Origin of the sequence: Brucella tritici, assembly GCF_008932295.1 — a bacterium.
GTDB classification, from domain to species: Bacteria; Pseudomonadota; Alphaproteobacteria; order Rhizobiales; family Rhizobiaceae; genus Brucella; species Brucella tritici.
The window spans coordinates 15,825-40,662 of record NZ_WBWA01000013.1 but is presented as its reverse complement, the minus strand read 5'-3'; the positions used below and the strand labels follow the sequence as shown (position 1 = coordinate 40,662).

Below are 24,838 nucleotides of genomic sequence, written 5' to 3'. Positions count from 1 at the left end.
TCTTTCTAAATGTGTGTTCTATGCTGAGTTGGTCATGAGGAAAAACACAGGCTGATGCTCTCACAAGCAAAAATATATCAAGGAAAAATAAGGGAGATTCAATTAGTTAATCTCCACGCAAGCGTTGAATTCTGTCCGTTGGAAATTAAATACTTGCAAGAGAGATTGTTTCGAATACCATATCTGTAACGTTTCAGATTTGGGAGGATATGAAATGTTAATTGAAAGAGCAAAGCTTCTCGCCGCATCCGCTTGTCTGGTTATGACAGCGTTGACAATGGCAGATACAGCTTCGTCGGCCAATCTTGAAGTTACGCATTGGTGGACATCTGGCGGTGAGGCTGCGGCGGTCAAAGTTCTCGCTGAAAAATATGATGCACTCGGTGGCGACAAGTGGGTCGATGGAGCGATTGCCGGTAGCGGGTCTACCGCGCGACCGATCATTATCAGCCGTATTCTCGGTGGTAATCCGATGGGCGCAACCCAGCTCAATCACGGACGGCAGGCCGAAGAGCTGGTTCAGTTCCGCATGGAAACCAACAGACCAAGACACTTGGTGTCGGCATTATCGGTTGCGGTAATATATCTGCTACCTATCTACGGCTGTCTCCGTTGTTTCGAGGTATCGAAATAAGGGCATGTGCCGATATCAATCCTGCCGCAGCAAAAGCGCGTGCGGAAGAGTTTGGTGTTAAACCACAGACTATCGATGAACTGCTTCTGAACGACGACATCGATATCATCGTCAACCTTACGGTTCCCGATGCTCATTATGCTGTCACAAAGAAAATTCTGACTGCAGGCAAACATGCTTATTCGGAAAAACCTCTGGTTCTCTCGATGGAACAGGGCCTGGAACTGAAAGCGCTTGCCGATGGCCGCAATCTCAAAGTAGGTTGCGCGCCGGATACGTTTCTGGGCGGAGCGCACCAGTTGGCGCGGCGCGAAATCGATAGCGGTAATGTCGGGCGCATTACGTCAGGTACATGCCATGTCATGAGCCATGGCATGGAACATTGGCATCCGAACCCCGACTTTTTCTTTCGACAGGGTGGTGGACCGATCCTTGATCTAGGGCCCTATTACATCGCCAATCTCGTTAATCTGATTGGCCCTGTAAAGCGCGTCGCAGCTTTGACCTCGGCGGCTACACCAACGCGAATGATCAGCTCGGAACCACGCAAGGGCGAAACCATTCCAGTGGAGACGCCGACGACCATTCACGCATTGCTGGAGTTCGAGCAGGGGGCCACAATAACGCTTTCAGCGAGTTGGGATGTCTGGGCGCATCGCCATGCGAACATGGAGTTGTATGGCACCGAAGGATCGCTCTATCTGCCGGATCCCAATTTCTTTGGTGGAGAGGTTCAACTGACGAAGCCGGGCAAGCCAGCTGAACCAGTTGGTAATTGGGAGCACCCCTTTGGAATTGCCAATGAACAGCATTCTCAAGGTATGATGGCTAACTATAGAACAGCTGGTTTGGCAGATATGGCGGCTGCTATTCTGGATGGCCGTGATATGCGTTGTTCGCTGGAACGCGCACTGCATGGGGTCGATGTCATGCTGGCTGTGCTAAGATCTGGTGAAGAAAGGCGTTTTATCGACATCGAAACGCGCTGCACGCGCCCGGAAGCACTCAACATTGCGGCAGCAGAAGCTTTGCTGCGGCCAGCAGAAAACGGAAAGAATCGGGTGGCAAACTGACTTTGCATCGCTCCTCCCGAGCGATAGGAGGCTATTCCGGTTCTACGGGGTCGGAGTGGCCTCCGCCTATTCTTACCCGATGGTCTGCAAAGACCTGACATCGACGCCGTTGATCCGGCCAAGAATGGCTTTACCGAGCTGTTGCCCGGCGAGCTTGAAACTCTCTTCAACGACGATCAGCCCTGGTCGAAACCAATGCAGAATCTGCGTTGATTGTTTGGCTGCGACATCGACCTCATTGCCAATGTTCAATCCGGCATCTTCGACGCCTGCAACGATTGCCAACGCAGCCGCACTACCGGAACAGATGATACCATCCGGTCGATCAGGTCTTTTCATCAATTGAGCAATATGCCGCCGCAACTCCTCAAGCGGCGTATCGAGATCAACACCTTCAAGGGGCGACCCGCTACAGTGAAAGGCAAGAAGTCCTTCATAAAACCCGCCCACCATATGCCGGAAATAGGTGAGATGGGCCGGTGGAGTCAGCAAAGCGAGCCGCTTTCGTCCACGCGATGATAGTTTACCGACCATATCCAGCGAGAAATTGAAATTATCAAAGTCGTGAAAAGGGTGCTCAATGCCCGTATCAGTACGACCATGGGTGGCGAAAGGAAAATCATGTTCCGTCAGAAAATGGACTCGCTGATCGTCCGGTTCTGTACGCGAGAAAATAATGCCGTCGGCTGAACCCGTTTCCACGATGTAGCGGATCGGCTCGATCGACGCCTTCGAATGAAAATAGGGCGTGAGAATGAGATGGTATTGTGTTTCAGCTAGAACATCGGCGACGCCATGAATGACCTGACTGGTGAAACCCATGATCTCGTCCTGTGTATTCAGGACCAGCGCAATGACATTTGTCTTACCTGTTCGAAGACGCACACCCGCACGATTGGGACGATAGCCGATCTGTCGGGCGATCAATTGTACGCGTTTCCGCGTTTCCAAACCAATTTCTGGTGCATCCTTCAAGGCACGGGAAACCGTGGTCACGCCAAGGCCGGTCATGAATGCAATTGTCTTCAGTGTCGGACGTTCATTCTCAAGGAATGATTTGGTTGGATTTTGCGGCTTGGAAGCCTGTGAGCTCCGTTTTTCATTCATGCGCATTTCATCCGGCGACGATGAGCGATTTATATAGGTGAACGATAGAATTCACTTTAACTATCAATAGCTTGTTTTGAGGGACTTGTCATCTTTTATGAGGCGATATTGACATCTTCCGATGCTATTTCGGGCACAATGCATTGCGCGACATCAGCGTTCGTTGAGGCATATTCTCCGTTGTTCGGATGTTGTGCTCGTTAGGCAGGATGACTGCTTCCTAATTGCTGTTTTGACTGGATTGTCATGATAAATTTCCAGTATGATAAGACAATTATAGATATGTCATGATGGAGTCAGTGGACGTATGTGGGAACCCATGTTGGAAATGCGCAAGGGTGTCACAAAGCACCGACTTTTGACGGACAAAATCGTTGACGATGTCGAGAAAGGTATTCTTCTGCCCGCCACGCGCATGCCTACCCATCGCGATTTGGCTCACAAGCTCGGGCTTTCTGTGCAGACAGTCAGTATCAGTTACAAGGAGGCTGAACGGCGCGGTTATCTGCGCGGTGAGGTCGGGCGAGGAACATATGTTTGCAATCGAGTGACGGAGCGAGCAGACCGGTTCATGCTTGATCGGGATCCCAGCGGGACAGCCGACCTGTCGATCATTCGGGCGGTTTATACCGAAGTGCATGAGAATGCCTCGCGTCGCTTGCTCGAAGAAATGAGCCGGTCGGATAATGCAAGCTTCATGCGTCCTTGCCGTCCGATTGCGGGACTGGATCGACATCGCGCGGTCGCACGGGAGTGGCTGCGTGGTCTATCCGTAGATGTCGATCCGGGCCGGATTATCATCACAAACGGTGCCGCACATGGGCTGTTTCTTGCCGTCGCCGCGGTTGTTCAGCCGGGGGAGGTAGTGCTAACGGAAAGCCTGACCGACCATGGCATCATTGGTCTTGCCAATGTGCTTGGATTTGCCCTGCGCGGGCTCCCGATTGACGAACAAGGCATTTTGCCGGATGCGTTCGAAACCGCCTGCAAAGCTGGAGACGTTCGTGCACTTGTAATGATTCCGACACTCGGCAATCCGACCAGCCATTTGATGGGGGCCGAGCGTCGCATAGCCATCGCAGAAATCGCGCGGCGATATGACGTCTGCGTTATCGAGGACGAGGTTTACAAACCCATCCTTGAAGAGAAACTGCCTTCGATGCCGGAGCTGCTTCCAGACCTTGGCTTCTTTGTGACCAGCTTTACCAAGACGGTCATGACTGGCTTGCGTACGGGTTATCTCGTTGTTCCGACGCAATATTCCATTCGGGTTACATCCATTCTACGCGTAACAAGCTGGAGCGGCGTCAATCTCATGGGAGAAATGGCCAGCCGTTGGATCGAAGATGGTACGGCTGAGGAACTTATCGACATCCAGCGTAGCGAGTTGAGATCCCGTCAGGCGCAAGTGACCGACATTCTGGGCACACTGGTGGCAGGCAGTAATCCGCTTTCTCTATGTGCCTGGCTGAAAATTCCTCGCAACTGGTCTGAGGATGGGCTGGTGCGCGCGCTTGCCAACAAAGGTGTTGCAGTCACACCGTCCGATCCTTTTGTTGCTGGTGCGGATCGGGGAAACGGGGGCATCCGGGTCTGTCTTGGCGGACGGCTTTCGCGTTCGGCTTTGCAGACTGCACTTGAAACGATCCGTGAAACCTTTGCCCAACTGCCGCCCGTTTATGATGTTGGTTCGATCGCTTAGCGCATCCCGAAAAGTGTGAAACGGTTTTCGGAAAAGATACGCGTCAAAACAAAGAGATAGAGCGCCGATCTGATCCAATCAGATCGAAACGCGCTCTAAACGATCAATCTCAAAGTACAGACTGCAGGAATTCCTTGGTGCGAGCTTCTGTCGGTGACTGGAATATCTGTTCCGGGGTGCCTTGCTCGCAGATACGTCCCTTGTCAAAAAAACAAACGCGGTCGGATACTTCCCGGGCAAATCGCATTTCATGTGTGACAAGAAGCATGGTGAGATCATGTTCTTGTGCCAGGCTGCGAATGACGGAAAGCACTTCGCCCACCAACTGCGGGTCAAGCGCCGAGGTCGGTTCATCGAACAACAGGACACGCGGGCGCATGGCAAGCGAGCGAGCGATAGCAACGCGCTGTTGCTGGCCGCCTGAAAGTTGCGAAGGATAATGATCTTTCTTGTCGGTCAACCCGACAAGCGAGAGCAGGTCAAGGGCACGAGCCTCCGCTTCATCGCGTTTCATGCCCAGAACATGAACCGGCGCCTCGATGATATTACGTAGCACCGACATATGCGGAAACAGATTGAAGCTCTGGAACACCATGCCAACATGTGATCTGATCTTGCGCAAATGGCCTTCGCTCGCCTGAAATTGCCCTTTCCCGCTCGGCTCGTGATAGGACATGTCTGCAAGCTCAAGCGTACCCTCCTGAAACGGCTCCAGTGTCATGAGGATACGGAGGACCGTTGACTTTCCCGATCCAGAGGGGCCGATCAGCGTGACCTTCTCGCCTGTCTTGACCGAAAAATTGAAGCGATCCAGTACAGTCAGGGCCCCGAAGCGCTTGGTTACGTCCTGAAAGCGGATAATTTCCTGGGTCATTTGAGAGCGATCCCGTTCTTTGGAAGTGTGCGTTCGAGCAGGCGTATAAGCGCCGAGCAGATGAGGGTCAGCACAAGGAAGATCAGGCCGACCATCGATAGTGGCACTAGATATTCGAAGGTGCGGTCGCCGATCAAATTGGCGAGGTTCAGCATGTCGACAATGCTCACGACAGACAGAACTGGTGTCTCTTTCAGCATGGAGACGAGGTAATTGCCCATGGCCGGGATGATCCGGGGTATGGCTTGCGGAATGACAATATCCCGATAGGTCCGCCATGGCGTAAGATTGAGCGCCCGCGCCGCTTCCCACTGTCCGCGCGGAATGGCTTCGATACCTCCACGATAAACTTCCGACGTGTAGGCAGAATATTGAAGGCCAAGTGCCATTGCGCCAGTCAGAAAGGCAGGCAGAACAATGCCGTAGACCGGCAGCACATAGTACAAGAAAAACAGTTGCACCAGCAGCGGTGTATCGCGAAGGAATTCCACTACGATTGCTGTCGGCCAGGATATGATCTTGTATGGGCTGCGGCGCAGAAGCGCGAAGACAAGACCGAGAACCAGCGCAATTGCGAAGCCGGTAGCGGCAGCCTTTAAAGTTACAGTCAAACCAATCGCCAGAATTGGCAAAATGGAAATCGCGAATGAGAGCGTGGACGAGGTGTCCCAGGCATAGCCGTAGATCATGCGAAACCTCCAGCCATCGTCTGACGTTTCAGACGCCGTTCCAGCCAACGAATGGCAGCGGCCAGCACGAGCGCCATCGCAAAATAACCGAACAAGGTCAGCGTATAGATCGTCACACTGTCGAGCGTCAGATTGCGCAAACGTTGGGCCTGGAAGGTCAGGTCACTGATCGCGATCAGTGAAGCAAGCGCGGTATCCTTGAGATTGTGGATTGCAAGGTTACCGAATGCCGGCATCATTTCGACCACCGCTTGCGGCAGGATGACGTGAAATAAGGTGTGCCCCTTGCTGAAATTGAGTGCGCGTGCGGCTTCATGTTGTGCTTCAGGAACTGCCTGTAAGGCACCACGAACCACTTCTGCGCCATAGGCGCCGATATTGAGCCCAAGCCCCATGATGCCGGTCGTGATCGGATCGAACGAAATGCCAATCAGCGGCAGGGCGTAATAGAGCCAGAACAGTTGCACGAGCAGAGAGGTGCCGCGGAATATCTCGATATAGATCACCGCAATCGTGGATAGGATCGGTCCGCCTGCAAAGCGAGCAATTCCGGCTGCAAATGCCAGTATGGTGCCGATGGCCATAGAACTGAGGGCAAGAATGGCGGTGATTTGCGCCCCCTTGAAAAGGGCGGGAAGATATTCCGTCCAATGCATATGGTCGTCTCCCGGTTGAGATGAGACAATGCCCGCCGAGCCGTCAACCGGTTCAGCGGGCAGCAAATCGACTTACTTTGCGTTGCAGAGGCTGGCAGTATCCACGGTTCGTGCAGCTTCTACGCTTTCTTCGCTAAGCCCATAATTCATAAGGATTTTCTTATAGTCGTCAGTCTTTTTGAACTCGATGAGCTCTTTGTTGAAGGACTCATAGAATTCCTTATCTTCCGGACGGAAGCTGAAAGCGCCGAAGCTTCTGGCAGATTTGCCATCGACAACCGGATCGGTAAATGGATGCGCCTGTTCCAACTCTGGTGAATTGTCGACCAGCTTGGCGACTGTCAGTTCCGTTGCGGCATAGGCATCAGCTCGCCCGGTCTGGACGGTCGATGGTGCATCGGCATTGCCCTGGATCATGACGATCTGAGATTCATCGATACCCATTCCATGCAGGAAGTCGATCTGATCCGCACCGGAAACGATTGCGACTTTCAGGGATGGATCTTTCTTGATGTCTTCATAGGAATGGATATTCTTCGGGTTGCCCTTGGGTACCAAAAGACCTTCACCATAACTCGAATTTGCAACGGTGAAAGTTACCTGCTTGCAGCGATCAGGCAGGACATTCTGCTCGGCTGCGACGAATTCGAACCGCTTTGCCTTCAGGCCGGGAATGAGCGAGCCGAATGGGGTAACCGTCCAGTCGATTTCCTCGATACCGAGTTTCTTGAAGATCGCAGCCGCGACGTCGGGGCCAATGCCTTTGGCAGCGCCGCTCTCGTCCATATAACCATAGGGCACTTCGTTCGCTGTTGCCCCGCGAACGAAGCCCGCACTCTTGAGTTCATCGACCGTGACGGCGTGCGACGGAAGCGTAAGTGCTAGGACTGCCGCAGCCGAAAACAGGGCGGAAATCGTATGAAGTTTCATGCGCATCGTGTTCACTCCTCTTTTTGAATGCCGGTTGTTTGTCTGTCCGGCTTGTCGGTTGGCTGGTATTGATAGGTTTATTTCGAGGCTGGTTCCTTACTGATCGTGGCAATGACCGACAGGCAGTCACCGATCTTGATGAGGCCTGGAAAGTGCCGGGCCGCGAGAACTCCGTCGAGTGCGGCGCGGTATTCCTGCGGAGCCGCACCAGTGCGGGTTATGGTATGAACGCGGGCAATGAGGTCGCCTTTGCGTATCTCGGCGCCGAGATCGACCAATGGTTCAAGCAAACCTTCGGTATCGGCAAAGCCAAAACATTCCTGCGATGGCATGTCGAGCCATGTCGTGGGTGAAAGCTCCACATCGCCATCGAGAATGCCTGCATGGCGCAAAAGGTTGCGAATGCCGCGCTTGGCTATGGAAGCGGTGCGGGCAGAAATTGTGCCGCCGCCCGAAAGCTCGGTCGTCACAAACACTTTGCCCGCTTCTTCCGCTATCGTATCGTACATGCCGACGGCGTCGATCTCGATCATCCGCATGGAAAAAGGAGCAGAGAAGGCTTTAACAGCGGCAAAGCAGCGAGCTTCCTGTGCCGTATCGGGCAAGGCATGTGCGGCAGCGTAAGGCAAAAAATCAAGTGTCCGTCCGCCGGAATGAAAATCCATGACAATATCGGCTGCCGGTAAAAGGTAGCGGGTGAAATAGTCCGCGATCTTTTCTGTGACGGTGCCATCCGGGCGACCGGGAAAACTGCGATTGAGATTGCCCTTGTCGATAGGGGATGTTCGCGTCCCGGCTAGAAATGCCGGGAAGTTCATTGCCGGAACAATGATAACACGTCCGCTGATCTCTTCCGGTTTCAGATTGGCGGCGAGATCGTAGAGGGCGACCGGACCTTCATATTCATCGCCGTGATTGGCGCCAGTCAGGAGGGCGGTAGGGCCATCGCCATTGCGGATTACGCAGATGGGCAGCATCAGCGAACCCCATGCGGAATCGTCTCTGGACCATGGCAGCCGCAAATGTCCGTGCTGAACGCCGTCGCGATTGAGATCGACGGTCGGTGTGATCGGGGAGGGACGTGAGGGAGGCGAGGTGTGCATCATCGCAGCGTCCTAATCCTTGACCACGAGCTTGCGTGGCACATTCGAAAGGCATTCCACGCCCGTTTCGGTGATAACGATACTCTCGGTAATCTCGAGCCCCATGGTTTCCAACCAGAGACCCGTCATGAAATGAAAGGTCATGCCGGGTTGCAGTTCGGTGCGGTCGCCTGGGCGCAGGCTCATCGTGCGTTCACCCCAATCCGGCGGATAGGACAGCCCGATTGAATAGCCGGTGCGGTTGTCCTTGATGATCCCGTATTTCTTCAACACGTCAAAGAAGCCGTTGGCGATATCTTCGCACGTGTTGCCGGGGCGGGCTGCGGCAAGTCCTGCCTCCATCCCTTCGAGTGTGGCTTTTTCGGCGTCAAGAAAGGCCTGTGTCGGCTTGCCGAGAAATACGGTACGCGACAGCGGGCAATGATAGCGCCTATAACAACCAGCGATTTCGAAGAAGGTACCTTCGCCAGTCTTCATCGGCATGTCGTTCCACGTCAGATGCGGCGCGGATGCGTCCGGTCCGGAAGGCAGCAGTGGCACGATGGCAGGATAGTCGCCGCCGAAATCATCAACGCCGCGCGTGCCTGCATCGTAGATTTCAGCAACCAGATCGCATTTACGCATGCCCGGCTCGATTTTTTCGACAATACGCCGGTGCATCGCTTCAACGATACGACCGGCCTTGCGCATATAGTCGATTTCAGTTGGGCTTTTGACGGCGCGCTGCCAGTTGACCAGCCCTTGCGCGTCCTTGAAGCGGGCATTCGGCAGATGTTTCTGCAAAGCATGATGCGCGGCAGCCGTGTACCAATAATTGTCGAACTCGACAGCTATGGTTTTGTTACCCCAACCCTTTTCTTCCAGCATCGAGGCCAGGAGATCCATGGGGTGGCGCTCCAGCGATTGCACGTAATGATCGGGATAGCCGATAATATTGTCGTGGCGGAGCCATGCGGTGCGTTTCGCACCGTTGCCATCCTGACCGCGACCGTACCAGATCGGTTCCCCTTCCATCGAAAGCACAACGCATTGATGGACATAGAAGGACCAGCCATCATAGCCGGTTAGCCAATGCATATTGGATGGATCGGTGACAATGATAATATCGAAGCCTGCCTTCTCCATGGCGCGACGGGTTTTGGCTATCCGCTGATCGTATTCCGCGCGGGTGAAGTTGAGTTCCACACTCATCGACTGGCTCCTGCAGTTTTGGTTGAATCGATTTTCGTGCCTGCATCGCGCAGGCTGGCGCGCTCCGTTGCAAGACGGGCGATAGCCGTATCCTGAACGCCTGTCCCGGTGAGGTCGCAGAAGGTTATGTCTCCCGCCTTCCGCTGGAATACGGCTGCACCGAGAGCGATCTGGCCCAGTTCCGGGAAAACAGTATCCACTGCAACAATTCCTGCCGAAATTGCATGATGCAATTCGCCAAGCCTGCGCGTTTGGGCGAGACTGTCGGCAACATAGGTGATCGGTCGCCGGAACAGGGCGGGATCGATCTCGTTCTTATGTTCGGCATCTGAACCCATCGCAGTAACGTGTTGGCCGGGTGCAAGCCATTCAGCCTTTATAAGCGGCGTTTCCGACGGCGTCGTCGTGACGATAATATCAGCAGCGTCGCAAGCCTCTTGCGCATCTGCAACTGCCGTCACCGGTATTCCAAACTTCTCGGTAAAGTTTCGCGCGGCTTTTTGGGCGCTGTCGAAATTGCGTGCCCAAATCCTTGCTTCGGTGATGGTGCGCACCAGCGTCAGCGCTTCAAGCTGCATTGCAGCCTGCATGCCTGCGCCGAAGATGGCGGCCACATGGGCGTCTTCCCGCGCCAGATATTTTGCGGCGACAGCACCTGCTGCCGCAGTTCGCACGTCGGTCAGATAGCCATTATCCAGCAATAGCGCTTCAATAAGCCCGGTCCTTGCCGAGAACTGGATCATCAGTCCGTTGGTAGAGGGCAAGCCGATGGAAGGATTGTTGAAGAAACCGGGACTTACTTTGATGGCAAAACTGTCAAGTCCGGGAATATAGGCCGTTTTCACATCGACTTCGCCACGTTCGGCGGGGATGTCCAGCCGTAGAATTGGCGGCATGCTGACACCGCCACGGGCAAGTGCCTGGAAGGCATTCTCCACGCACGTCACGCTTTCAAGATCGAGGGCTATGATCCCTCGCAGATCAGCTTCGGTCAGAATTCTCATTTCAGCCATCAGCCAGCCCTCCGATAGCGGTCTTCCATAATCGCGCGATGTTGTTCGGGATCGATATTGCCGCCTGAGATAATGATGGCGGTGGGGCCCGTTGGTCTGATCTTGCCGCTCAACAGGGCGCCAATGCCGACGGCAGCAGCGCCTTCGACAATTTCCCCTTCGTGTGTCGCAGCGTATCTGATCCCTGCGGCAATCTCCTCTTCATCGAGCAGGACCACCTCGTTCAGCAACGAGCGACACATCGCAAAAGACCAATGGTTGTTAAGCCCGATGCCTCCGCCCAATGAATCTGCAAGTGTCTCCAGTTCCTCGACATTGACTGGCTTACCGGCTTCGAGACTGGCATTCATGGCGGCACCGCGAGACATGGAAACGCCGATCACACGGCTATGAGGGCGTAGGACTTTGACTGCTGCGGCGATGCCAGCAGCAAGTCCCCCACCTGAAAGAGGAATAAGAACAGTTTCGGTGTCGGGTTGATCATCAATGATCTCCAGACCGATTGTGCCCTGTCCGGCAATAATTCGCGGATCATCAAAGGGCGGAATGATGTTCATTCCTTCTTCGCGCGCCAGTCGCGCCACCTCGTCCATGGCGTCATCCTGCGATTTCCCGACGATGCGCACATCCGCACCAAGATCGCGGATTGCGTCGACCTTGTTGCGAGGCACGAGCGATGAAAGACAAACAGTAGCGATCAACCCTTGTTCGGAAGCGGCATGCGCAACAGCACGCCCATGATTGCCGGTTGACGCGGTCACCAGTCCACGTCTGCGATCATCGGACGACAGACTAAGGACAGCGTTGGTCGCACCACGCAGTTTGAAGCTGCCGGTCGTCTGCCGATTTTCCAGTTTCAGATAAACCGGAGTCCCGGTAAGCTCGCTTAGACTATCGGAGCGTGTCAGCGGCGTTCTCAGGACGAGGCCCTTCAGCCTGTCGCGCGCTGCTTCGATTTCCTCAAGACCAATCATTTCATTAGTCATTCTTGGCACGGCGCTGCCTCTCATAGCGTCATGGCAATGGGGAAGGCAGCATTGAATTTTGTCGAACGCTGCAATGGATGAGCGGACTGAAGGTGTAATAATGCACCACGTGCGAAACCGTAAGGTCGCATCCTCGTTCCCCATATGTTTGATTTTTTATTCTTGGCTCTATGTGTGAAAGACCAATAGGATCATGTCAATAATTATATTGGATCATTACAATTTTGATCTGTAACGACTTTTCGGTGTCGGAGCCTTGTCAGCGGCGCAGGGGCGTGCCAATGAGAACAGGAATGTTTGCAGATGCTGGATCAACAGAATGAAAGCCGCCTTGAAGCTCGACGCCGTCGATTTGCGTATTCTCGAAGCCGTTCAGGAGAATGCGCGGATCACCAAGCTTGCCTTGGCCGAGAAGGTCGGACTTTCCGCGACACCTTGCTGGCTGCGACTGCGCAAGCTGGAAGAGGCGGGCATCGTGACTGGCTATCACGCCCGCGTCGCCTATCGAAAAATAGCACCGATTGCGCATGTAATTGTGCAGATCACTCTGGGTAATCATCGTCAAAGCGATTTTGAGCGGTTCGAAAGAGCCATCACAGTTATACCCGAAATCGTGTCCTGCTGGTCGGTTGGCGGTGGCGTGGACTATTTTCTGATGATTGTGGCACCCGACATTGACGGCTATCAGCGTCTGATTGATCGTCTTCTGGACCAGAATATCGGTATAGAACGCTACTTCACCTATATCGTGACCAAACTGGTCAAGGACGAGAAGGCGAGCGCACCTTTGTCGCTGTTCAAGGAAATCGCGGACTAGCCCAAACAGACTGTCTCGCTTTTAAATTTAGTCCAATTCGCATGTCCGTCAGGATGTCTTTGGTCCGAACCCGGAGCTATCTTGTGACAAACTTCTTTCTGAATTGGGAGAAGAACAATGAATGCCGTTCTGGATCATCCGATACAACATGACGGGCTTGGCAGGCTTCGCGATAAGCATCTTTTTCGTGAATTGGGCTATGTCGAAGGACGCTGGGTGGCGGGAGAAAAGGCCGAAACCTTCGCTGTTCTCGATCCTGCAACAGGCCAGCGGCTTGCCCGTGTGGCAAGTCTTGGCGAAGCGGAGGCGACGCTTGCGATCGATGCCGCAGTAAAGGCGTTTCCAGCTTGGCGTGATAAGCTACCCCAGGAACGCTCCGCAATCTTGCGGCGGTGGTTTGATCTGGTCACGGCAAATCGCGAAGATCTAGCATTTCTGATGACGCTGGAGCAGGGTAAGCCGCTGGCGGAATCGCGCGGTGAGATCGACTATGGCGCATCTTTCATCGAGTGGTTTGCTGAAGAAGCGAAACGGCTCAATGGCGAAACCATAGCGAGCCATCTCGCGAATGCAGAAATGCTGGTGCGCCGTGAGGCGTTGGGCGTCGTCGCGCTTGTTACCCCTTGGAATTTTCCGCATGCCATGATTACACGCAAGGCGGCTGCAGCGATTGCCGCCGGTTGCCCGGTGGTGGTGCATCCGTCTTCAGAAACACCGCTTTCCGCGCTTGCCTTGGCCGAACTGGCCGAACGTGCCGGAATGCCTGCCGGCATATTCAATGTTGTAACAGGCAAGGCTGCGCCCATCGTTGATGTATTGTGCCGTGATGAGCGCGTGCGGGGACTGAGCTTCACCGGTTCAACGGAAATAGGCAAGCTGATTGCCACCAAAAGCGCAAACACGATGAAACGGCTTGTCATGGAACTCGGCGGCCATGCGCCGTTAATCATCTTCGATGATGCCGATATCGAACGGGCGGTAGAAGTTGCTTTGGCTGCCAAGTTCGCGACATCCGGTCAGGATTGCCTTGCTGCGAACCGCATCTTTGTCCAGCGCGGAATCTTAAAAGCCTTCACCGAGGTGTTTGCGGCGCGCATTGCGGCGCTGAAGCTCGGTAACGGGCTAGATCCGGCGTCTGACATCGGTCCTCTGATGCATAGTCGGGCGGTCGATAAGGTCGAAGAACATGTGCGGGATGCTCAGCAACGGGGCAGCAGGATAGTCGTGGGCGGTAACCGGAGAGGGGAATCTGGGCTTTTCTTCGAGCCGACTTTGCTGGTCGATGTGCCGGATGATGCTGCGATCATGCACGAAGAGACATTCGGACCTGTTGCCGCCGTCACGGTATTTAACGATGAAGACGAAGTCGTCGAGCGTGCCAATGCCACACAATATGGTCTCGTTGCCTATGTCGTAACGGCAAACGGCGCCCGACAGCTCCGTATGGCCCGGGCACTCGAATACGGAATGGTAGCCATCAACCGCGCGAAGATCACCGGCGCGCCGATCCCTTTCGGGGGGTGGAAACAATCCGGTCTTGGCCGCGAAGGCTCCCATCAGGGCATAGAGGCCTTCACCGAACTCAAATATCTCTGCATTGATACCGCCGCGTGAGAGCGTGGCGACAGGAAAGGAACATAACCATGTTGAACAATAGCAATGAACTCACCGCCTGGGACCGGGATCATTTCTTTCATCCCTCCACTCATATGGGTATGCATGCGCGGGGCGAAACACCGACGCGCGTGCTGGAAGGCGGCGAGGGCGTTTATATTGCCGATGTGAACGGTCGCAAGAGCCTAGATGCCTTCGCAGGCCTCTATTGCGTCAATGTTGGTTATGGCCGGACAGAAATCGCCGATGCAATTGCGGAGCAGGCGCGCAAACTTGCCTATTATCACGCTTACGTCGGTCATGGCACAGAAGTATCGATCACACTCGCCAAGATGATCATCGACCGCGCACCAGAGCATATGAGCCGCGTTTACTTCGGTTTATCTGGCTCGGATGCGAACGAAACCAACATCAAGCTCATCTGGTATTACAATAATATTCTGGGCCGCCCGGAAAAGAAGAAGATCATTTCCCGTTGGCGCGGATATCACGGTTCAGGCGTGATGACCGGCAGCATGACCGGTCTTGCGACGTTCCATAATGCCTTTGATCTGCCGCGTGCACCGGTTTTGCATACGGAATCGCCGTATTACTTCCGCCGCGCAGATCGCTCTATGAGTGAAGAGCAGTTCTCACAACATTGCGCCGACAAGCTTGAGGAAATGATCCTCGCAGAAGGCCAGGATACGATCGCGGCCTTCATCGGTGAGCCTGTTCTGGGCACCGGAGGTATCGTCCCGCCACCCGCTGGCTATTGGCAGAAAATTCAAACCGTTCTTGACCGCTACGATATTCTGCTTGTTGCAGATGAGGTCGTTACCGGATTCGGCCGTCTTGGCAGTATGTTCGGTTCCGACCACTACGGCATGAAGCCCGATCTGATTACCATCGCCAAGGGACTGACTTCGGCCTATGCACCGCTTTCCGGTTCGATTGTATCGGACCGGATGTGGCAGGTGCTGGTTCGAGGATCGGACAAGATGGGACCAATCGGTCACGGCTGGACCTATTCCGCCCATCCGATCTGTGCTGCAGCAGGCGTAGCCAATCTCAAGCTCATCGACGAATTGAAGCTCGTTGAAAATGCCGGTTCCACAGGCGCCTATTTCCGTAAGGCATTGCAGGACGCTCTTGGCGATCATAAGCACGTCGGCGAAATTCGTGGTGAGGGCCTGATGGCGGCAATCGAATTCGTGGAAGATCGTGATGATCGCAAGTTTTTCGATCCGTCGCTGAAGATCGGCGCACAGGTTTCAACGGCGCTTCTGGCTAACGACGTTATCGGACGCGCCATGCCGGAAGGCGATATTCTGGGATTTGCGCCACCGCTTTGCCTCACGTCTGAAGAGGCGGACAAGGTTGTCGCAGCTACGAAAAAGGCGATCGACACCGTTTTTGCTTGAGCCATAGTCCTCGGAGGCAGGTCTTCCGGGGACTATTCCCGCCAGGCAGGCAGATGTAACTCGGCGACCAGTCCGCCTGATGGATCGTTCTTCAAAAAGATTTCACCAGCGTTAGCATGCGCCACGTTGCGGGCGATAGTCAATCCAAGGCCGAAGCCGCCGGAGTCCCGATTTCTGGATTTGTCTGCCCGGTTGAAGGGCTTGAACATTTCCTCGATCTGGTTCTCAGGAATACCCGGCCCATTATCCTTCACAAGCAACACGAGCTCATTACTGTCTTGCCGAAGTGAGAGTTTGGCCTTGCTACCATAAGCAAGGGCATTATCAATCAGATTGGTGATGCAGCGCTGGATCGAGACAGGCTGGCAGTAGGCTACAGCGTCCAGTCGGTCGGAATTTCTCTCATCCAGCGTTGCCTGCGGGTAATTGTCGGCAATGGACAGGAGAAGCGACCAGAGATCGATTTTCTCCCTCTTTTCATTGGCAAGTTCGGATGTCGCAAAGTCGATTACCGAACGCGAAATCGCCTCAATATCATTGAGATCTTTGGCGAGTGACTTTGCCAGAACTTCATCTTCGACCAGTGCCAGGCGAAGCCGAATGCGTGTGAGCGGGGTGCGCAGGTCATGCGCAAGAGCGGCCGCAAGCTGTTCGCGTTCAGCAACATAATCAAGCAGCTTCGATTGCATCGTGTTCACGGCTTGCGCAGCAGCTTTATATTCACGGCTTCCATCTTCAGGCAGTGGCGCGCTTTTCAAGTCGCCACCAATCCGGTGCACGGCGCGTTCGAGCACCCGATAGGGTGCTGTCAGACGGCGGGTCGCCCATATCGCCACGAGAACCACGCTCAGCGCCACAAGCGCAAACAGAGGAATGGTTTCGATCGTGATGATCGGATCAGCCGGTGTGATCCGTGTCGCGAAGTTCATCCAGCGCCCGTCGCCGAACTGTAGTGAGGTAGTCAGGCTCGCGCTCAAGTTCGTTGTTGCTGCAAGATCGTTGATCTGCTTTTCGACATCGCCGATATCACTGTTGTCGGTGGTTTGTGTCGAAGCGGCGCGGAATCCATGTGCAACTTTATCGCGGCGTATACGGGCGTCGATAACGCCATAACGTGCCAGACGCGCGACAAGCACGTCTTCGAGTTCAGCGAGGTCATCTTCGCTGGCCAGCACGGTCGGCACATCGGGTTGTGTCGTGATGGTGATGCCCTGACCGGAATTCGTCAGGCGAGTGGCAAGACTGTTCCAGTCGCTGACTGGTGTTGTGCTGAGCAGTTTGACGAGAGCCGTTGCTCTTTCGCTGAGACGGAACAGCTCCAGCGCATTGTTCGCATCCTTGCGATCCTGCGAAACAATCCAGAGCGTAGCAATCTGTGTAATCAGGAGGCCGCTGATCAGAATTGTGAGAAGCCAACTTGGCAGGGAACGAGGGAAGGGAAACCTCATTCCATTTCGACCTCATGGCCGAACTGGTAGCCGCCGCCGCGAATGGTGAGGATCAGTTTCGGGAAGCGAGGATCGTCATTCAATTTGCGCCGCAGTCGACTGATTAGGATGTCGACGCTTCGATCATAGCCGTAAACAGCCTGATTTCCGGCCATTTCCATCAACTGATCACGGCTAAGGATGTGTTGCGAACTTTTGACGAAAGCTTCAAGCATATTGAACTCTGCCGTGGTCAGTTCGACGCGCACGTCGGACGGAGACGTAAGACGCCTGCGCGCGCAGTCGAGTGTCCAGCCAGCGAAGCGGTAGCTGTGCGTGACGGGGCGGCTGGGACCACGGTTGTTTTCCAGGCGCCTGAGCACAGCGCGGATACGAGCAAGAAGCTCGCGCGGATCGAACGGCTTTGCCAGATAGTCATCGGCGCCGATCTCAAGGCCTAATATCTTGTCGGCGGCATCAGCAATTGCCGTCAGCATGATGATCGGAACACGCGAATGACGGCGGATATCCTGACATATTTCGATGCCGCTTCTGCCGGGAAGCATGACGTCCAAAATGATCAGATCGATGGCCGTGCGGCTCATTACATCATGCATCTCCTCGCTGTTCTGAGCGATGGAAACGCGCATGCCACGGCGCTTGAGAAATTCGTGCAGAAGGTCACGTATATCTTTGTCGTCATCGACAATCAGAACGTGGGCGTCTTCTTTCAATTTGCAGCTTCCATAATAGCTAAAAGTCTCCTGATAGTAGCGCCCGGATTGCGACGATAAAAAGCCTGAAGCTTTGGTTTTCAACCGGCATTTGCATGGCGCTACAATTCAGAAACAAATTGCAACAGATGCGAAAAACAAGGGCAAACAAGGCGTGCAATAACGGTCTCGCTGAAGAAACTGAAGCCCAATGAAAGATCGAATTCGTATGTTCAACTCGATTTTTATATCGAAAACATCTGCGAAAGCGTTTCTTTCAACACTTTGTCTAGCGGGTCTGCTGTCCTTTCCGCTTCCCAACGGAGCAATGGCAGCGCAACTCGTAACACGCAGCGAACGGTGTGACAGGCTTCAGCATCAACTGCAAACCGCACTTTCCGGTCGTGTCGAAACTCGGCAGGCTCGTCAGGCGGAGACCTTGCAGAAGAGGGGGATGAAATTCTGCGCAAGCAGAAGAGAGGCACAGGGCCTGCGAGCCTATGCCGAGGCCCTCAAGCTTCTAGGGGGCAAACCTGACATGGCCGATACAGGCGGACAGGAAATTGTTTTACCTCCGGCGGGGAAGACCCCGAACGGAAAACCCAATTGAGGAACCGGAAAATGAAGAAGTCCCTTATTTCTGCTCTTGGAATGGCTGTTGTTCTGGGCCTGTCTGCTCCTGTCCTGACGGCAAGCGCTGCTAACGCTGCTCCGGCTGCTGCGGCTCACACGACCACCGCCAAGCATCATGCGAAGAAGCATACAGCTCACAAGAAGCATCACACTGCGAAGAAGTCGCACAAGAAGGCCGCTCCGGCCAAGAAGAATTAAGTTTTCCGTTTCGTGCGATAACCGGCGGCTCCCTCGCAGTCCGGTATTCGCAATCAAAAGGCCGTTGCCTGTCGGACATGAAATGTCTGATGTGCAGCGGCCTTTTTCTTTCGCGTTCTTTTAAGTTGACTTGTCGAAGGCTTTTGCTTCGCCATATGTGTCAACAGGGTACTGAGGAGCCATTCCTATGACGACGATTGACTTGAAGCGGATTTATGAAGCTCCTTCGGCGGATGACGGCTATCGTGTCCTCGTGGACAGGGTCTGGCCGCGTGGCATGACGAAGGAAAAGGCAGATATAGACCTCTGGGCCAAGGACGTGGCTCCATCGACTGATCTTCGTAAATGGTTTGGCCACGACCCTGCCAGATGGAATGAATTTCAGGAAAAATATCGCGAGGAGCTTGAAGGAAACAAGCCAGCGCTCAAGGATTTGATTGCGAAGGCAAAGGGTGGCCGGCTGACGCTTCTATATGGTGCGCGGGACGAAGAGCACAACCAAGCTGTGGTTCTGCATGAGTTCATGCAATCCCTGTAGGCCAATCTGAAGGGGCTGGCTTCTCAGTCTCTGCCTTCTTCGGGTGCACCCAATGGAAAAAGACGACGAAACGGTCGCGCCTCATCCAGCGCGCGTGCATAGCTTGGTCGCGCAAGCAGGCGTTTGCGATACGCCCACACATTGGCGAATTTTTCGGGAATGGCATAAGTCCAGTCTGCATAGAGCAGAGAAGGTGCCGCAGCACAGTCGGCAAGACTGAAATTGTCGCCGGAGACCCATTCACGCCCCGCCATGTGCCGATCCAGAAATGCGTAGGCTGTATCGAACGCCGCCCGCCAGCGGTCACCACCGTCGTCATGTTCACGACCAAGTGCAATGTAAACGAGGCGTTGTTGTGGGTAGTTTATGTAATTATCAAAGAAGCGATCCCACATTCTAACGTCCGCGCTGACCAACGGGTTTGATGGGATCAGCCGTCTGGTATGCGGGTAGGTGGCTTCTAGATATTCAATGATGCCCGTCGCCTCAAACACCAGTTTTCCATGGTCCGTTAGCACAGGAAATTTACCGAAGGGCCAAAGTGAGGTGAACTCGCTGGCCACTGGTTCTGTGCCGTCCAGTATTCTTGCTTCGAAAGCTATGTCCTTTTCATAGAAGGCTGTTATTGCTTTCTGGCAGTATGACGAAAAGGGGTGAAGGTAGAGTTTCAAGGTCATCGTGGTCCTCCCAGACAAATGGCGGATGAACTTCAATCACCATTGGCGCGGTAGTCCGCGCGATTTATGCCATGGCGCTGCATCTTATCGTAAAAGGTCTTTCGAGGAATACCGAGCGCCTCAATCGTTTCCTGAACATTGCCATGATGCGCGGCAAGGGTTTCGCGAATGAGCGTTTCTTCGTAGCGCTCGAGCCGCTTTGGAAGCGCTTCTTGACTGCTGGCCATGGATTGCGGCGAATGTCCCGGTTTTGCAATACCAAGCGCAACACGGTCGGCAAAATGTGCGAGTTCGCGGACATTTCCCGGCCAGTTGTGGCTCATAAGATGGCGGTGCGTGGTGGCGTCGATCGCAGGTACATCGCGATTGAAGCGCTTCGACGCCCGCGTCAGGAAATGTGCGAAGAGTAACGGAATGTCGTCCCGCCGTTCTCTTAGCGGTGGGATGGAAAGCGTGACGACATTCAACCGGTAATAGAGGTCTTCACGAAAGTCGCCTCTTTGGGTCGGGTCGCCGAGGTCTATCTTTGCCGCTGCCACAACCCGCAGGTCGAGCGGGCGAACCTCATTCGTGCCAAGTGGCGTGATTTCGCGCATCTCAAGCACGCGCAGTAGCTTCACTTGCGTTGCTGCAGGCATGCTCTCGATTTCATCGAGAAACAGAGTGCCGCCGCTTGCGTGTTCAATCCGTCCGAGCCGCTTCTTCTGGGCACCTGTAAAGGCGCCTGCTTCATGACCGAACAGCTCACTTTCAATCACCGTTTCGGGCAAGGCTCCACAATTGAGTGCCACGAAATTGCCTTTGCGGCGGCGGCCCCAGTTGTGCAGCAATTGTGCGACCACTTCCTTGCCACTACCGGTTTCACCAGCCACCAGCACATCGACATCCGTATCTGCTATATCGCGCAAGGTTCGGCGCAGATTTTCCATCGCCGGTGTCTGGCCGATCAACGGTAGATCGCCCTCCACATTCTCAGCGGCTTCGCGCAGGGCACGGTTTTCCAAGATCAACTGGCGTTTTTCCCATGCGCGACGGATGCTGTGTACGAGCCTGTCGGCTGCAAAGGGCTTGGCAATAAAATCATAGGCGCCGTCCTGAATGGCCTGCACAGCCATGGGAATATCACCGTGGCCCGTAATCAGGATTACAGGCAAATCGGGGTCGATGGCCTTGATCTGAGCAAAGAATTGGAGACCGTCGATCTGCTGCATGCGGACATCGGTAACGACAACGCCATCATATTCAAAAGTAACGCTATTCAAAGCATCCAGAGCGTTTGAAAAGTCGGCAACTTCGAAACCAGCCAGTTCGAGCGTTTGACGGGTGGCGCGACGCAGCGCCTTGTCATCGTCGACGAGAATAACGGAAAGGGACTTGTCCATCATACTTTTCTCAATTCAATGCGGAAAGATGTACCTGCGGTGCTGCTTTCGGCGGATATGGTTCCGCCATAGTCGGTGATGATCTCCTTGACGATCACAAGACCGAGGCCGAGCCCTTTTTCTTTCGATGTATTGAATGGCGAAAACAGATTGTCGCGAATATGCTGTGGTATGCCGGGTCCATTGTCTGAGACCGTGATGATGACCTTATCGTTATTCACCTGTGTACGAACTTCTATTCGTCCGTCATTTTCTTTTAAATCAACAGCTTCCAGCGCATTCTGGAATAGGTTTATGAAAACCTGTTCAAGTCGGAGGGACTGGCCTGTCACGCGCAGTTCGGACGGCGGCAGCGCGATATCAAGCTGATCCATGCGTCCGGAGAACCGACTTCGTAACAATATCAGCGCGCCTGAAATGACCTGACTGAGCGAAGTCGGCTCTGAAGGAGAGCGGCCCTTTCGGGCGAGTGCTTTAAGGTCACCTGTGATTGTGCCGATACGGTCTGTCAGTGCCGCGATTTCATCGAGATTCTCGGTTGCATCGGAGAGGCGCTTCCGTTTGATAAAAGTTTTTGCATTGTCAGCATAGGCGCGAATGGTTGCAATCGGCTGGTTGATTTCATGTGCTACTCCAGCCGCAACTTGGCCCATGATGGCAAGCCGGTTGGCATGAACAAGATCCTGCTGGACGCCTTGCAGCATTGTTTCGGTGCGACGATGGTCGCTGATTTCGGCCTGCAGACGATCACGCGCCAAGCTGAGATCGCGGGTGCGCTCCTCCACGCGCTCTTCCAGTTCTGCTTGCGTGCGTTGGGCATCGGCAATGCGTGCTGCGATTTTCTGCCTGCGTCGCAAAAGAAGTCCGGCAACCGTGGCAACTGTTGCCAGAACAATCAAGGTAAACAGACGCGCTTCACGCATGGCTGCGGTAATTTGCGGGCGGATTGGAGCGAGACTGTACATCTGCCATGGAGTGGATGGCACGGACGAACGAATGGCGAGAAAGTCTGTGTTGCGGGCGTTACCCGGCAGCAATGCATCGATCAGCAGAACATCGCCGCTGCCGATTGACTTAACCGTCAGCGGCAGTGCGGTGAGAGGTGCTTCACCAAACTGCAGGCTATCACGGATGGACTGGAGTTGTTCCTGACCGATTGAACCAACGGTCATGAAGCGCCAGGACGACAGACTGGTAATCAGAACGATGTTGCGCTCGTCTGTGACGAATGTCGGTCGTCCGGCATTGTTCCAGTCGCTCTCCAGACGGTCGAATTCCAGCTTGACGACGATCACGCCCAGCGGTCCGTTCGGCCCCTCGATACGACGGGATATGTAAAGGCCGGGACGATTGCTGACATTACCGAGTGCGAAATATTCGGCATCCCCATTCTTCAACGCTTCCTGAAAATAGGGCCGGAACTTGTAATCGTTGCCGACGAAGCTGGTCGGTCCGCGCCAGTTGCTCGCAGCAATTGCAATACCATCCATGCCAACTAGATAAATGACGGCAGCCTGCGTACCTTTCGCCAACGTCTCCAGCTTCTCGTTTAAAGGATCGATTGTCGCGGAAGTTTTGTCCTGAAGTGCTGCTTCAAGTGCCCTGTCCTTTGAAAGCACCAGAGGTAGGGCGCGCTGTTTATCGAGAACGGCACGCAGTAATGCAGTGTTGAGATTGGCATCGATCCTTGTCTGCTCGCTCAATGCCAGAATGGCTTTGTCCCGCGCAAAATCGCCGACAATCCACAAAGCAAATACGAAAACCACAACCCAAAACAACCCAAACAGCGCCCATGTGCGGCGGTTGGAATTAGCGGATTGGGCCGTGATGCCCTCTGTCGAAGAGTTCGAATTCATTGCTTCCATGGTGCATTATTCCACACATATTGAAAATAAAAATGTGCGGATATTCGCACTTTTGTTGGGGGGTGGTCGTTTGGATGGATAATAAATCTATATAAAACAATACCTTATATAAAACTGACCAAACTGGCACGGACATTGCAAACAAAAGGTTCAGCAGCGGCTCAGACCGCTGGAATTCCAGACTGAAAGGCTCGGGAGGCCGGACAGGTTCCGGACTGGGTCGAACGGAGGACATCATGATTGCAGTACCGACAGGCACCGCGGCAGAGCCGCGCGGTCCGATCCCACTTTATAAGCATCTTTATGTACAGGTATTGGTAGCTATTGCTGCCGGTATTCTGCTTGGCCATTTTTATCCCGAGTTGGGCACGCAGCTAAAGCCGCTCGGAGATGCGTTCATCAAGCTCGTGAAAATGATTATTGCACCTGTCATTTTCCTCACCGTTGCGACAGGCATTGCCGGGATGACCGATATGAAAAAGGTCGGTCGCGTTGCCGGTAAGGCGATGCTCTACTTCCTGACCTTCTCGACACTTGCCCTGATTATCGGTCTCATCGTGGCTAACGTTGTGCAGCCGGGCGCCGGAATGCATATCGATCCGGCTTCGCTGGATCCGAAAGCTGTTGCCAATTACGCCGCCAAGGCACATGAGCAAACCATCACCGGCTTTCTGAGCAATATCATCCCGACAACGATTGTTGGAGCATTCGCAGAAGGCGACATTCTGCAGGTGCTGTTCTTCTCGGTCCTGTTCGGTATTGCGCTGGCTCTCGTCGGCGACAAGGGGAAGCCTGTTACCGACTTTCTTCATGTCTTGACCGCACCTGTTTTCAAGCTGGTTGCGATCCTTATGAAGGCGGCTCCAATCGGCGCTTTCGGTGCCATGGCATTCACCATCGGTAAATACGGCATCGGTTCGATCGCCAATCTCGCACTTCTGATCGGCACATTCTATCTCACGTCCTTGCTGTTCGTGCTTGTCGTTCTAGGGGCGGTTGCACGTTACAATGGCTTCTCAATCCTTGCCCTTATCCGCTACATTAAGGAAGAACTGCTACTGGTTCTGGGTACATCATCCTCAGAAGCAGCACTGCCTGCGCTGATGGACAAGATGGAAAAGGCTGGATGCAAGCGCTCCGTTGTCGGCCTCGTTATCCCGACCGGTTATTCGTTCAATCTCGACGGCACAAATATCTATATGACGCTGGCAGCCCTCTTCATCGCGCAGGCGACGGATATTCCACTGTCACTGAGCGACCAGATTCTGCTTCTGCTGGTGGCGATGCTAAGCTCCAAGGGCGCTGCGGGGATTACCGGGGCCGGTTTCATCACGCTTGCGGCGACATTATCTGTCGTTCCGGCCGTTCCAGTCGCGGGTATGGCCCTGATCCTCGGTATAGACCGCTTCATGTCGGAATGTCGTGCTCTGACCAATCTCGTTGGTAATGCGGTCGCAACAATCGTCGTGGCGCGTTGGGAAAATGAACTTGATGCGGACAAGCTCGCTGCGGCGATGAACGGAACGCCCGTTATTACAGACCTTGTTCCGCAGCTTGAGCCAGCTGAATAGAGTTTATCGGGCAGAAAGTGCAACGGCCTGCTTTTGGCGGGC

The 24,838-nt window shown here is 54.2% G+C and carries 23 protein-coding genes and 1 pseudogene; 10 read left to right on the top strand and 14 right to left on the bottom strand.

Annotated features, from left to right (window positions below; translation table 11 throughout):
- Nucleotides 1-262: 262 nt before the first annotated feature.
- Nucleotides 263-523 (top strand): annotated as a pseudogene (locus F9K91_RS14480) (carbohydrate ABC transporter substrate-binding protein); the annotation flags it as partial.
- A gap of 41 nt (nucleotides 524-564) precedes the next feature.
- Nucleotides 565-1,707 carry a Gfo/Idh/MocA family protein gene (locus F9K91_RS14475; protein ID WP_151678041.1) on the top strand — a complete coding sequence of 381 codons (1,143 nt, stop codon included), beginning with the start codon at nucleotides 565-567 and terminating at the stop codon, nucleotides 1,705-1,707.
- Nucleotides 1,708-1,779: 72 nt separating this feature from the next.
- Here the strand turns inward: F9K91_RS14475 and F9K91_RS14470 are convergent, their stop codons facing one another.
- The gene (locus F9K91_RS14470) at nucleotides 1,780-2,814 is read right to left on the bottom strand and encodes a LacI family transcriptional regulator (protein ID WP_151678040.1); all 1,035 of its coding nucleotides are present in this window, start codon (nucleotides 2,812-2,814) and stop codon (nucleotides 1,780-1,782) included.
- Nucleotides 2,815-3,121: 307 nt separating this feature from the next.
- Between F9K91_RS14470 and ehuR the strand changes: the two genes are divergently transcribed.
- Complete coding sequence (gene ehuR, locus F9K91_RS14465) at nucleotides 3,122-4,516, top strand: MocR-like ectoine utilization transcription factor EhuR (RefSeq protein WP_151678039.1); 1,395 nt, start codon at nucleotides 3,122-3,124, stop codon at nucleotides 4,514-4,516.
- 109 nt (nucleotides 4,517-4,625) lie between these two features.
- On the opposite strand, the gene ehuA is transcribed toward ehuR, so the two are convergent.
- The 8 genes from ehuA to eutB all read right to left on the bottom strand — a co-directional run bounded on the left by ehuA (nucleotide 4,626) and on the right by eutB (nucleotide 11,958).
- The gene (gene ehuA / locus F9K91_RS14460) at nucleotides 4,626-5,390 is read right to left on the bottom strand and encodes an ectoine/hydroxyectoine ABC transporter ATP-binding protein EhuA (protein ID WP_151555805.1); all 765 of its coding nucleotides are present in this window, start codon (nucleotides 5,388-5,390) and stop codon (nucleotides 4,626-4,628) included.
- Nucleotides 5,387-6,079, bottom strand: a complete 693-nt coding sequence (ehuD, locus tag F9K91_RS14455; protein WP_151651540.1) for an ectoine/hydroxyectoine ABC transporter permease subunit EhuD — start codon at nucleotides 6,077-6,079, stop codon at nucleotides 5,387-5,389. Before ehuD ends, ehuA begins: the two co-directional genes overlap by 4 nt.
- Nucleotides 6,076-6,735 (bottom strand): ectoine/hydroxyectoine ABC transporter permease subunit EhuC, encoded by a 660-nt coding sequence (ehuC, locus tag F9K91_RS14450; RefSeq protein ID WP_061347876.1) that lies wholly within the window; start codon nucleotides 6,733-6,735, stop codon nucleotides 6,076-6,078. Before ehuC ends, ehuD begins: the two co-directional genes overlap by 4 nt.
- 72 nt (nucleotides 6,736-6,807) lie before the next feature.
- Entirely contained in the window at nucleotides 6,808-7,671 is an 864-nt protein-coding gene (gene ehuB / locus F9K91_RS14445; protein ID WP_151555802.1) for an ectoine/hydroxyectoine ABC transporter substrate-binding protein EhuB, read from the bottom strand.
- Nucleotides 7,672-7,742: 71 nt separating this feature from the next.
- The gene (gene doeB / locus F9K91_RS14440; RefSeq protein WP_151651539.1) at nucleotides 7,743-8,771 is read right to left on the bottom strand and encodes a N(2)-acetyl-L-2,4-diaminobutanoate deacetylase DoeB; all 1,029 of its coding nucleotides are present in this window, start codon (nucleotides 8,769-8,771) and stop codon (nucleotides 7,743-7,745) included.
- 9 nt (nucleotides 8,772-8,780) lie between these two features.
- On the bottom strand, nucleotides 8,781-9,959 hold the full coding sequence (gene doeA, locus F9K91_RS14435; RefSeq protein ID WP_151678038.1) for an ectoine hydrolase DoeA: 1,179 nt from the start codon (nucleotides 9,957-9,959) through the stop codon (nucleotides 8,781-8,783).
- Complete coding sequence (locus tag F9K91_RS14430; RefSeq protein WP_151555799.1) at nucleotides 9,956-10,972, bottom strand: cyclodeaminase; 1,017 nt, start codon at nucleotides 10,970-10,972, stop codon at nucleotides 9,956-9,958. The genes doeA and F9K91_RS14430 overlap by 4 nt, the downstream gene beginning before the upstream one ends.
- A complete protein-coding gene (gene eutB, locus F9K91_RS14425) occupies nucleotides 10,972-11,958 on the bottom strand; it encodes a hydroxyectoine utilization dehydratase EutB (RefSeq protein ID WP_235913033.1) in 987 nt (328 codons plus the stop codon). Before eutB ends, F9K91_RS14430 begins: the two co-directional genes overlap by 1 nt.
- 331 nt (nucleotides 11,959-12,289) lie before the next feature.
- On the opposite strand from eutB, the gene F9K91_RS14420 reads away from it, so the two are divergent.
- The 3 genes from F9K91_RS14420 to F9K91_RS14410 all read left to right on the top strand — a co-directional run bounded on the left by F9K91_RS14420 (nucleotide 12,290) and on the right by F9K91_RS14410 (nucleotide 15,792).
- A complete protein-coding gene (locus F9K91_RS14420) occupies nucleotides 12,290-12,775 on the top strand; it encodes an Lrp/AsnC family transcriptional regulator (RefSeq protein WP_192800793.1) in 486 nt (161 codons plus the stop codon).
- Between the two features lie 117 nt (nucleotides 12,776-12,892).
- The gene (locus F9K91_RS14415; RefSeq protein ID WP_151678037.1) at nucleotides 12,893-14,389 is read left to right on the top strand and encodes an NAD-dependent succinate-semialdehyde dehydrogenase; all 1,497 of its coding nucleotides are present in this window, start codon (nucleotides 12,893-12,895) and stop codon (nucleotides 14,387-14,389) included.
- Nucleotides 14,390-14,418: 29 nt separating this feature from the next.
- Nucleotides 14,419-15,792: an aspartate aminotransferase family protein gene (locus tag F9K91_RS14410; RefSeq protein WP_151678036.1), complete on the top strand. Its 1,374-nt coding sequence runs from the start codon at nucleotides 14,419-14,421 to the stop codon at nucleotides 15,790-15,792.
- Between the two features lie 32 nt (nucleotides 15,793-15,824).
- Here F9K91_RS14410 and F9K91_RS14405 read toward each other — a convergent pair whose 3' ends face one another.
- Together F9K91_RS14405 and F9K91_RS14400 are read right to left on the bottom strand one after the other, a co-directional pair.
- Nucleotides 15,825-17,240 (bottom strand): ATP-binding protein, encoded by a 1,416-nt coding sequence (locus tag F9K91_RS14405; protein WP_151555795.1) that lies wholly within the window; start codon nucleotides 17,238-17,240, stop codon nucleotides 15,825-15,827.
- On the bottom strand, nucleotides 17,237-17,953 hold the full coding sequence (locus F9K91_RS14400; RefSeq protein WP_151555794.1) for a response regulator: 717 nt from the start codon (nucleotides 17,951-17,953) through the stop codon (nucleotides 17,237-17,239). Before F9K91_RS14400 ends, F9K91_RS14405 begins: the two co-directional genes overlap by 4 nt.
- Nucleotides 17,954-18,260: 307 nt before the next feature.
- Here F9K91_RS14400 and F9K91_RS14395 point away from each other — a divergent pair, with 307 nt between their 5' ends.
- The 3 genes from F9K91_RS14395 to F9K91_RS14385 all read left to right on the top strand — a co-directional run bounded on the left by F9K91_RS14395 (nucleotide 18,261) and on the right by F9K91_RS14385 (nucleotide 19,301).
- Nucleotides 18,261-18,542 (top strand): hypothetical protein, encoded by a 282-nt coding sequence (locus F9K91_RS14395; protein WP_235912997.1) that lies wholly within the window; start codon nucleotides 18,261-18,263, stop codon nucleotides 18,540-18,542.
- An 11-nt stretch (nucleotides 18,543-18,553) separates the two neighbouring features.
- The gene (locus tag F9K91_RS14390) at nucleotides 18,554-18,763 is read left to right on the top strand and encodes a hypothetical protein (RefSeq protein ID WP_061347887.1); all 210 of its coding nucleotides are present in this window, start codon (nucleotides 18,554-18,556) and stop codon (nucleotides 18,761-18,763) included.
- Between the two features lie 187 nt (nucleotides 18,764-18,950).
- Nucleotides 18,951-19,301, top strand: a complete 351-nt coding sequence (locus F9K91_RS14385) for a DUF488 domain-containing protein (protein ID WP_151555792.1) — start codon at nucleotides 18,951-18,953, stop codon at nucleotides 19,299-19,301.
- 23 nt (nucleotides 19,302-19,324) lie between these two features.
- Here F9K91_RS14385 and F9K91_RS14380 read toward each other — a convergent pair whose 3' ends face one another.
- Genes F9K91_RS14380 through F9K91_RS14370 form a run of 3 tightly spaced genes read right to left on the bottom strand, consistent with a single transcriptional unit; the run spans nucleotide 19,325 to nucleotide 23,225 of the window.
- A complete protein-coding gene (locus F9K91_RS14380; RefSeq protein WP_151555791.1) occupies nucleotides 19,325-19,978 on the bottom strand; it encodes a glutathione S-transferase family protein in 654 nt (217 codons plus the stop codon).
- A gap of 32 nt (nucleotides 19,979-20,010) precedes the next feature.
- Entirely contained in the window at nucleotides 20,011-21,360 is a 1,350-nt protein-coding gene (locus F9K91_RS14375; protein ID WP_151678081.1) for a sigma-54-dependent transcriptional regulator, read from the bottom strand.
- Complete coding sequence (locus F9K91_RS14370; protein ID WP_151678035.1) at nucleotides 21,360-23,225, bottom strand: sensor histidine kinase; 1,866 nt, start codon at nucleotides 23,223-23,225, stop codon at nucleotides 21,360-21,362. The genes F9K91_RS14375 and F9K91_RS14370 overlap by 1 nt, the downstream gene beginning before the upstream one ends.
- A gap of 236 nt (nucleotides 23,226-23,461) precedes the next feature.
- Between F9K91_RS14370 and F9K91_RS14365 the strand changes: the two genes are divergently transcribed.
- Nucleotides 23,462-24,796: a dicarboxylate/amino acid:cation symporter gene (locus tag F9K91_RS14365; RefSeq protein WP_151678034.1), complete on the top strand. Its 1,335-nt coding sequence runs from the start codon at nucleotides 23,462-23,464 to the stop codon at nucleotides 24,794-24,796.
- Nucleotides 24,797-24,838: the final 42 nt, after the last annotated feature.

Bases quoted from the DNA above. Each gene is read 5' to 3' on its own strand.
- ehuD (WP_151651540.1), bottom strand. From the start codon at position 6,079: ATGATCTACGGCTATGCCTGGGACACCTCGTCCACGCTCTCATTCGCG.
- F9K91_RS14375 (WP_151678081.1), bottom strand. From the start codon at position 21,360: ATGGACAAGTCCCTTTCCGTTATTCTCGTCGACGATGACAAGGCGCTG.
- F9K91_RS14390 (WP_061347887.1), top strand. From the start codon at position 18,554: ATGAAGAAGTCCCTTATTTCTGCTCTTGGAATGGCTGTTGTTCTGGGC.
- F9K91_RS14395 (WP_235912997.1), top strand. From the start codon at position 18,261: ATGGCAGCGCAACTCGTAACACGCAGCGAACGGTGTGACAGGCTTCAG.
- ehuR (WP_151678039.1), top strand. From the start codon at position 3,122: ATGTGGGAACCCATGTTGGAAATGCGCAAGGGTGTCACAAAGCACCGA.
- F9K91_RS14415 (WP_151678037.1), top strand. From the start codon at position 12,893: ATGAATGCCGTTCTGGATCATCCGATACAACATGACGGGCTTGGCAGG.
- F9K91_RS14405 (WP_151555795.1), bottom strand. From the start codon at position 17,240: ATGAGGTTTCCCTTCCCTCGTTCCCTGCCAAGTTGGCTTCTCACAATT.
- F9K91_RS14470 (WP_151678040.1), bottom strand. From the start codon at position 2,814: ATGAATGAAAAACGGAGCTCACAGGCTTCCAAGCCGCAAAATCCAACC.
- ehuA (WP_151555805.1), bottom strand. From the start codon at position 5,390: ATGACCCAGGAAATTATCCGCTTTCAGGACGTAACCAAGCGCTTCGGG.
- ehuB (WP_151555802.1), bottom strand. From the start codon at position 7,671: ATGCGCATGAAACTTCATACGATTTCCGCCCTGTTTTCGGCTGCGGCA.
- F9K91_RS14370 (WP_151678035.1), bottom strand. From the start codon at position 23,225: ATGGAAGCAATGAATTCGAACTCTTCGACAGAGGGCATCACGGCCCAA.
- F9K91_RS14410 (WP_151678036.1), top strand. From the start codon at position 14,419: ATGTTGAACAATAGCAATGAACTCACCGCCTGGGACCGGGATCATTTC.
- ehuC (WP_061347876.1), bottom strand. From the start codon at position 6,735: ATGCATTGGACGGAATATCTTCCCGCCCTTTTCAAGGGGGCGCAAATC.
- doeA (WP_151678038.1), bottom strand. From the start codon at position 9,959: ATGAGTGTGGAACTCAACTTCACCCGCGCGGAATACGATCAGCGGATA.
- F9K91_RS14365 (WP_151678034.1), top strand. From the start codon at position 23,462: ATGATTGCAGTACCGACAGGCACCGCGGCAGAGCCGCGCGGTCCGATC.
- doeB (WP_151651539.1), bottom strand. From the start codon at position 8,771: ATGATGCACACCTCGCCTCCCTCACGTCCCTCCCCGATCACACCGACC.
- F9K91_RS14430 (WP_151555799.1), bottom strand. From the start codon at position 10,972: ATGGCTGAAATGAGAATTCTGACCGAAGCTGATCTGCGAGGGATCATA.
- F9K91_RS14380 (WP_151555791.1), bottom strand. From the start codon at position 19,978: ATGACCTTGAAACTCTACCTTCACCCCTTTTCGTCATACTGCCAGAAA.
- eutB (WP_235913033.1), bottom strand. From the start codon at position 11,958: ATGACTAATGAAATGATTGGTCTTGAGGAAATCGAAGCAGCGCGCGAC.
- F9K91_RS14385 (WP_151555792.1), top strand. From the start codon at position 18,951: ATGACGACGATTGACTTGAAGCGGATTTATGAAGCTCCTTCGGCGGAT.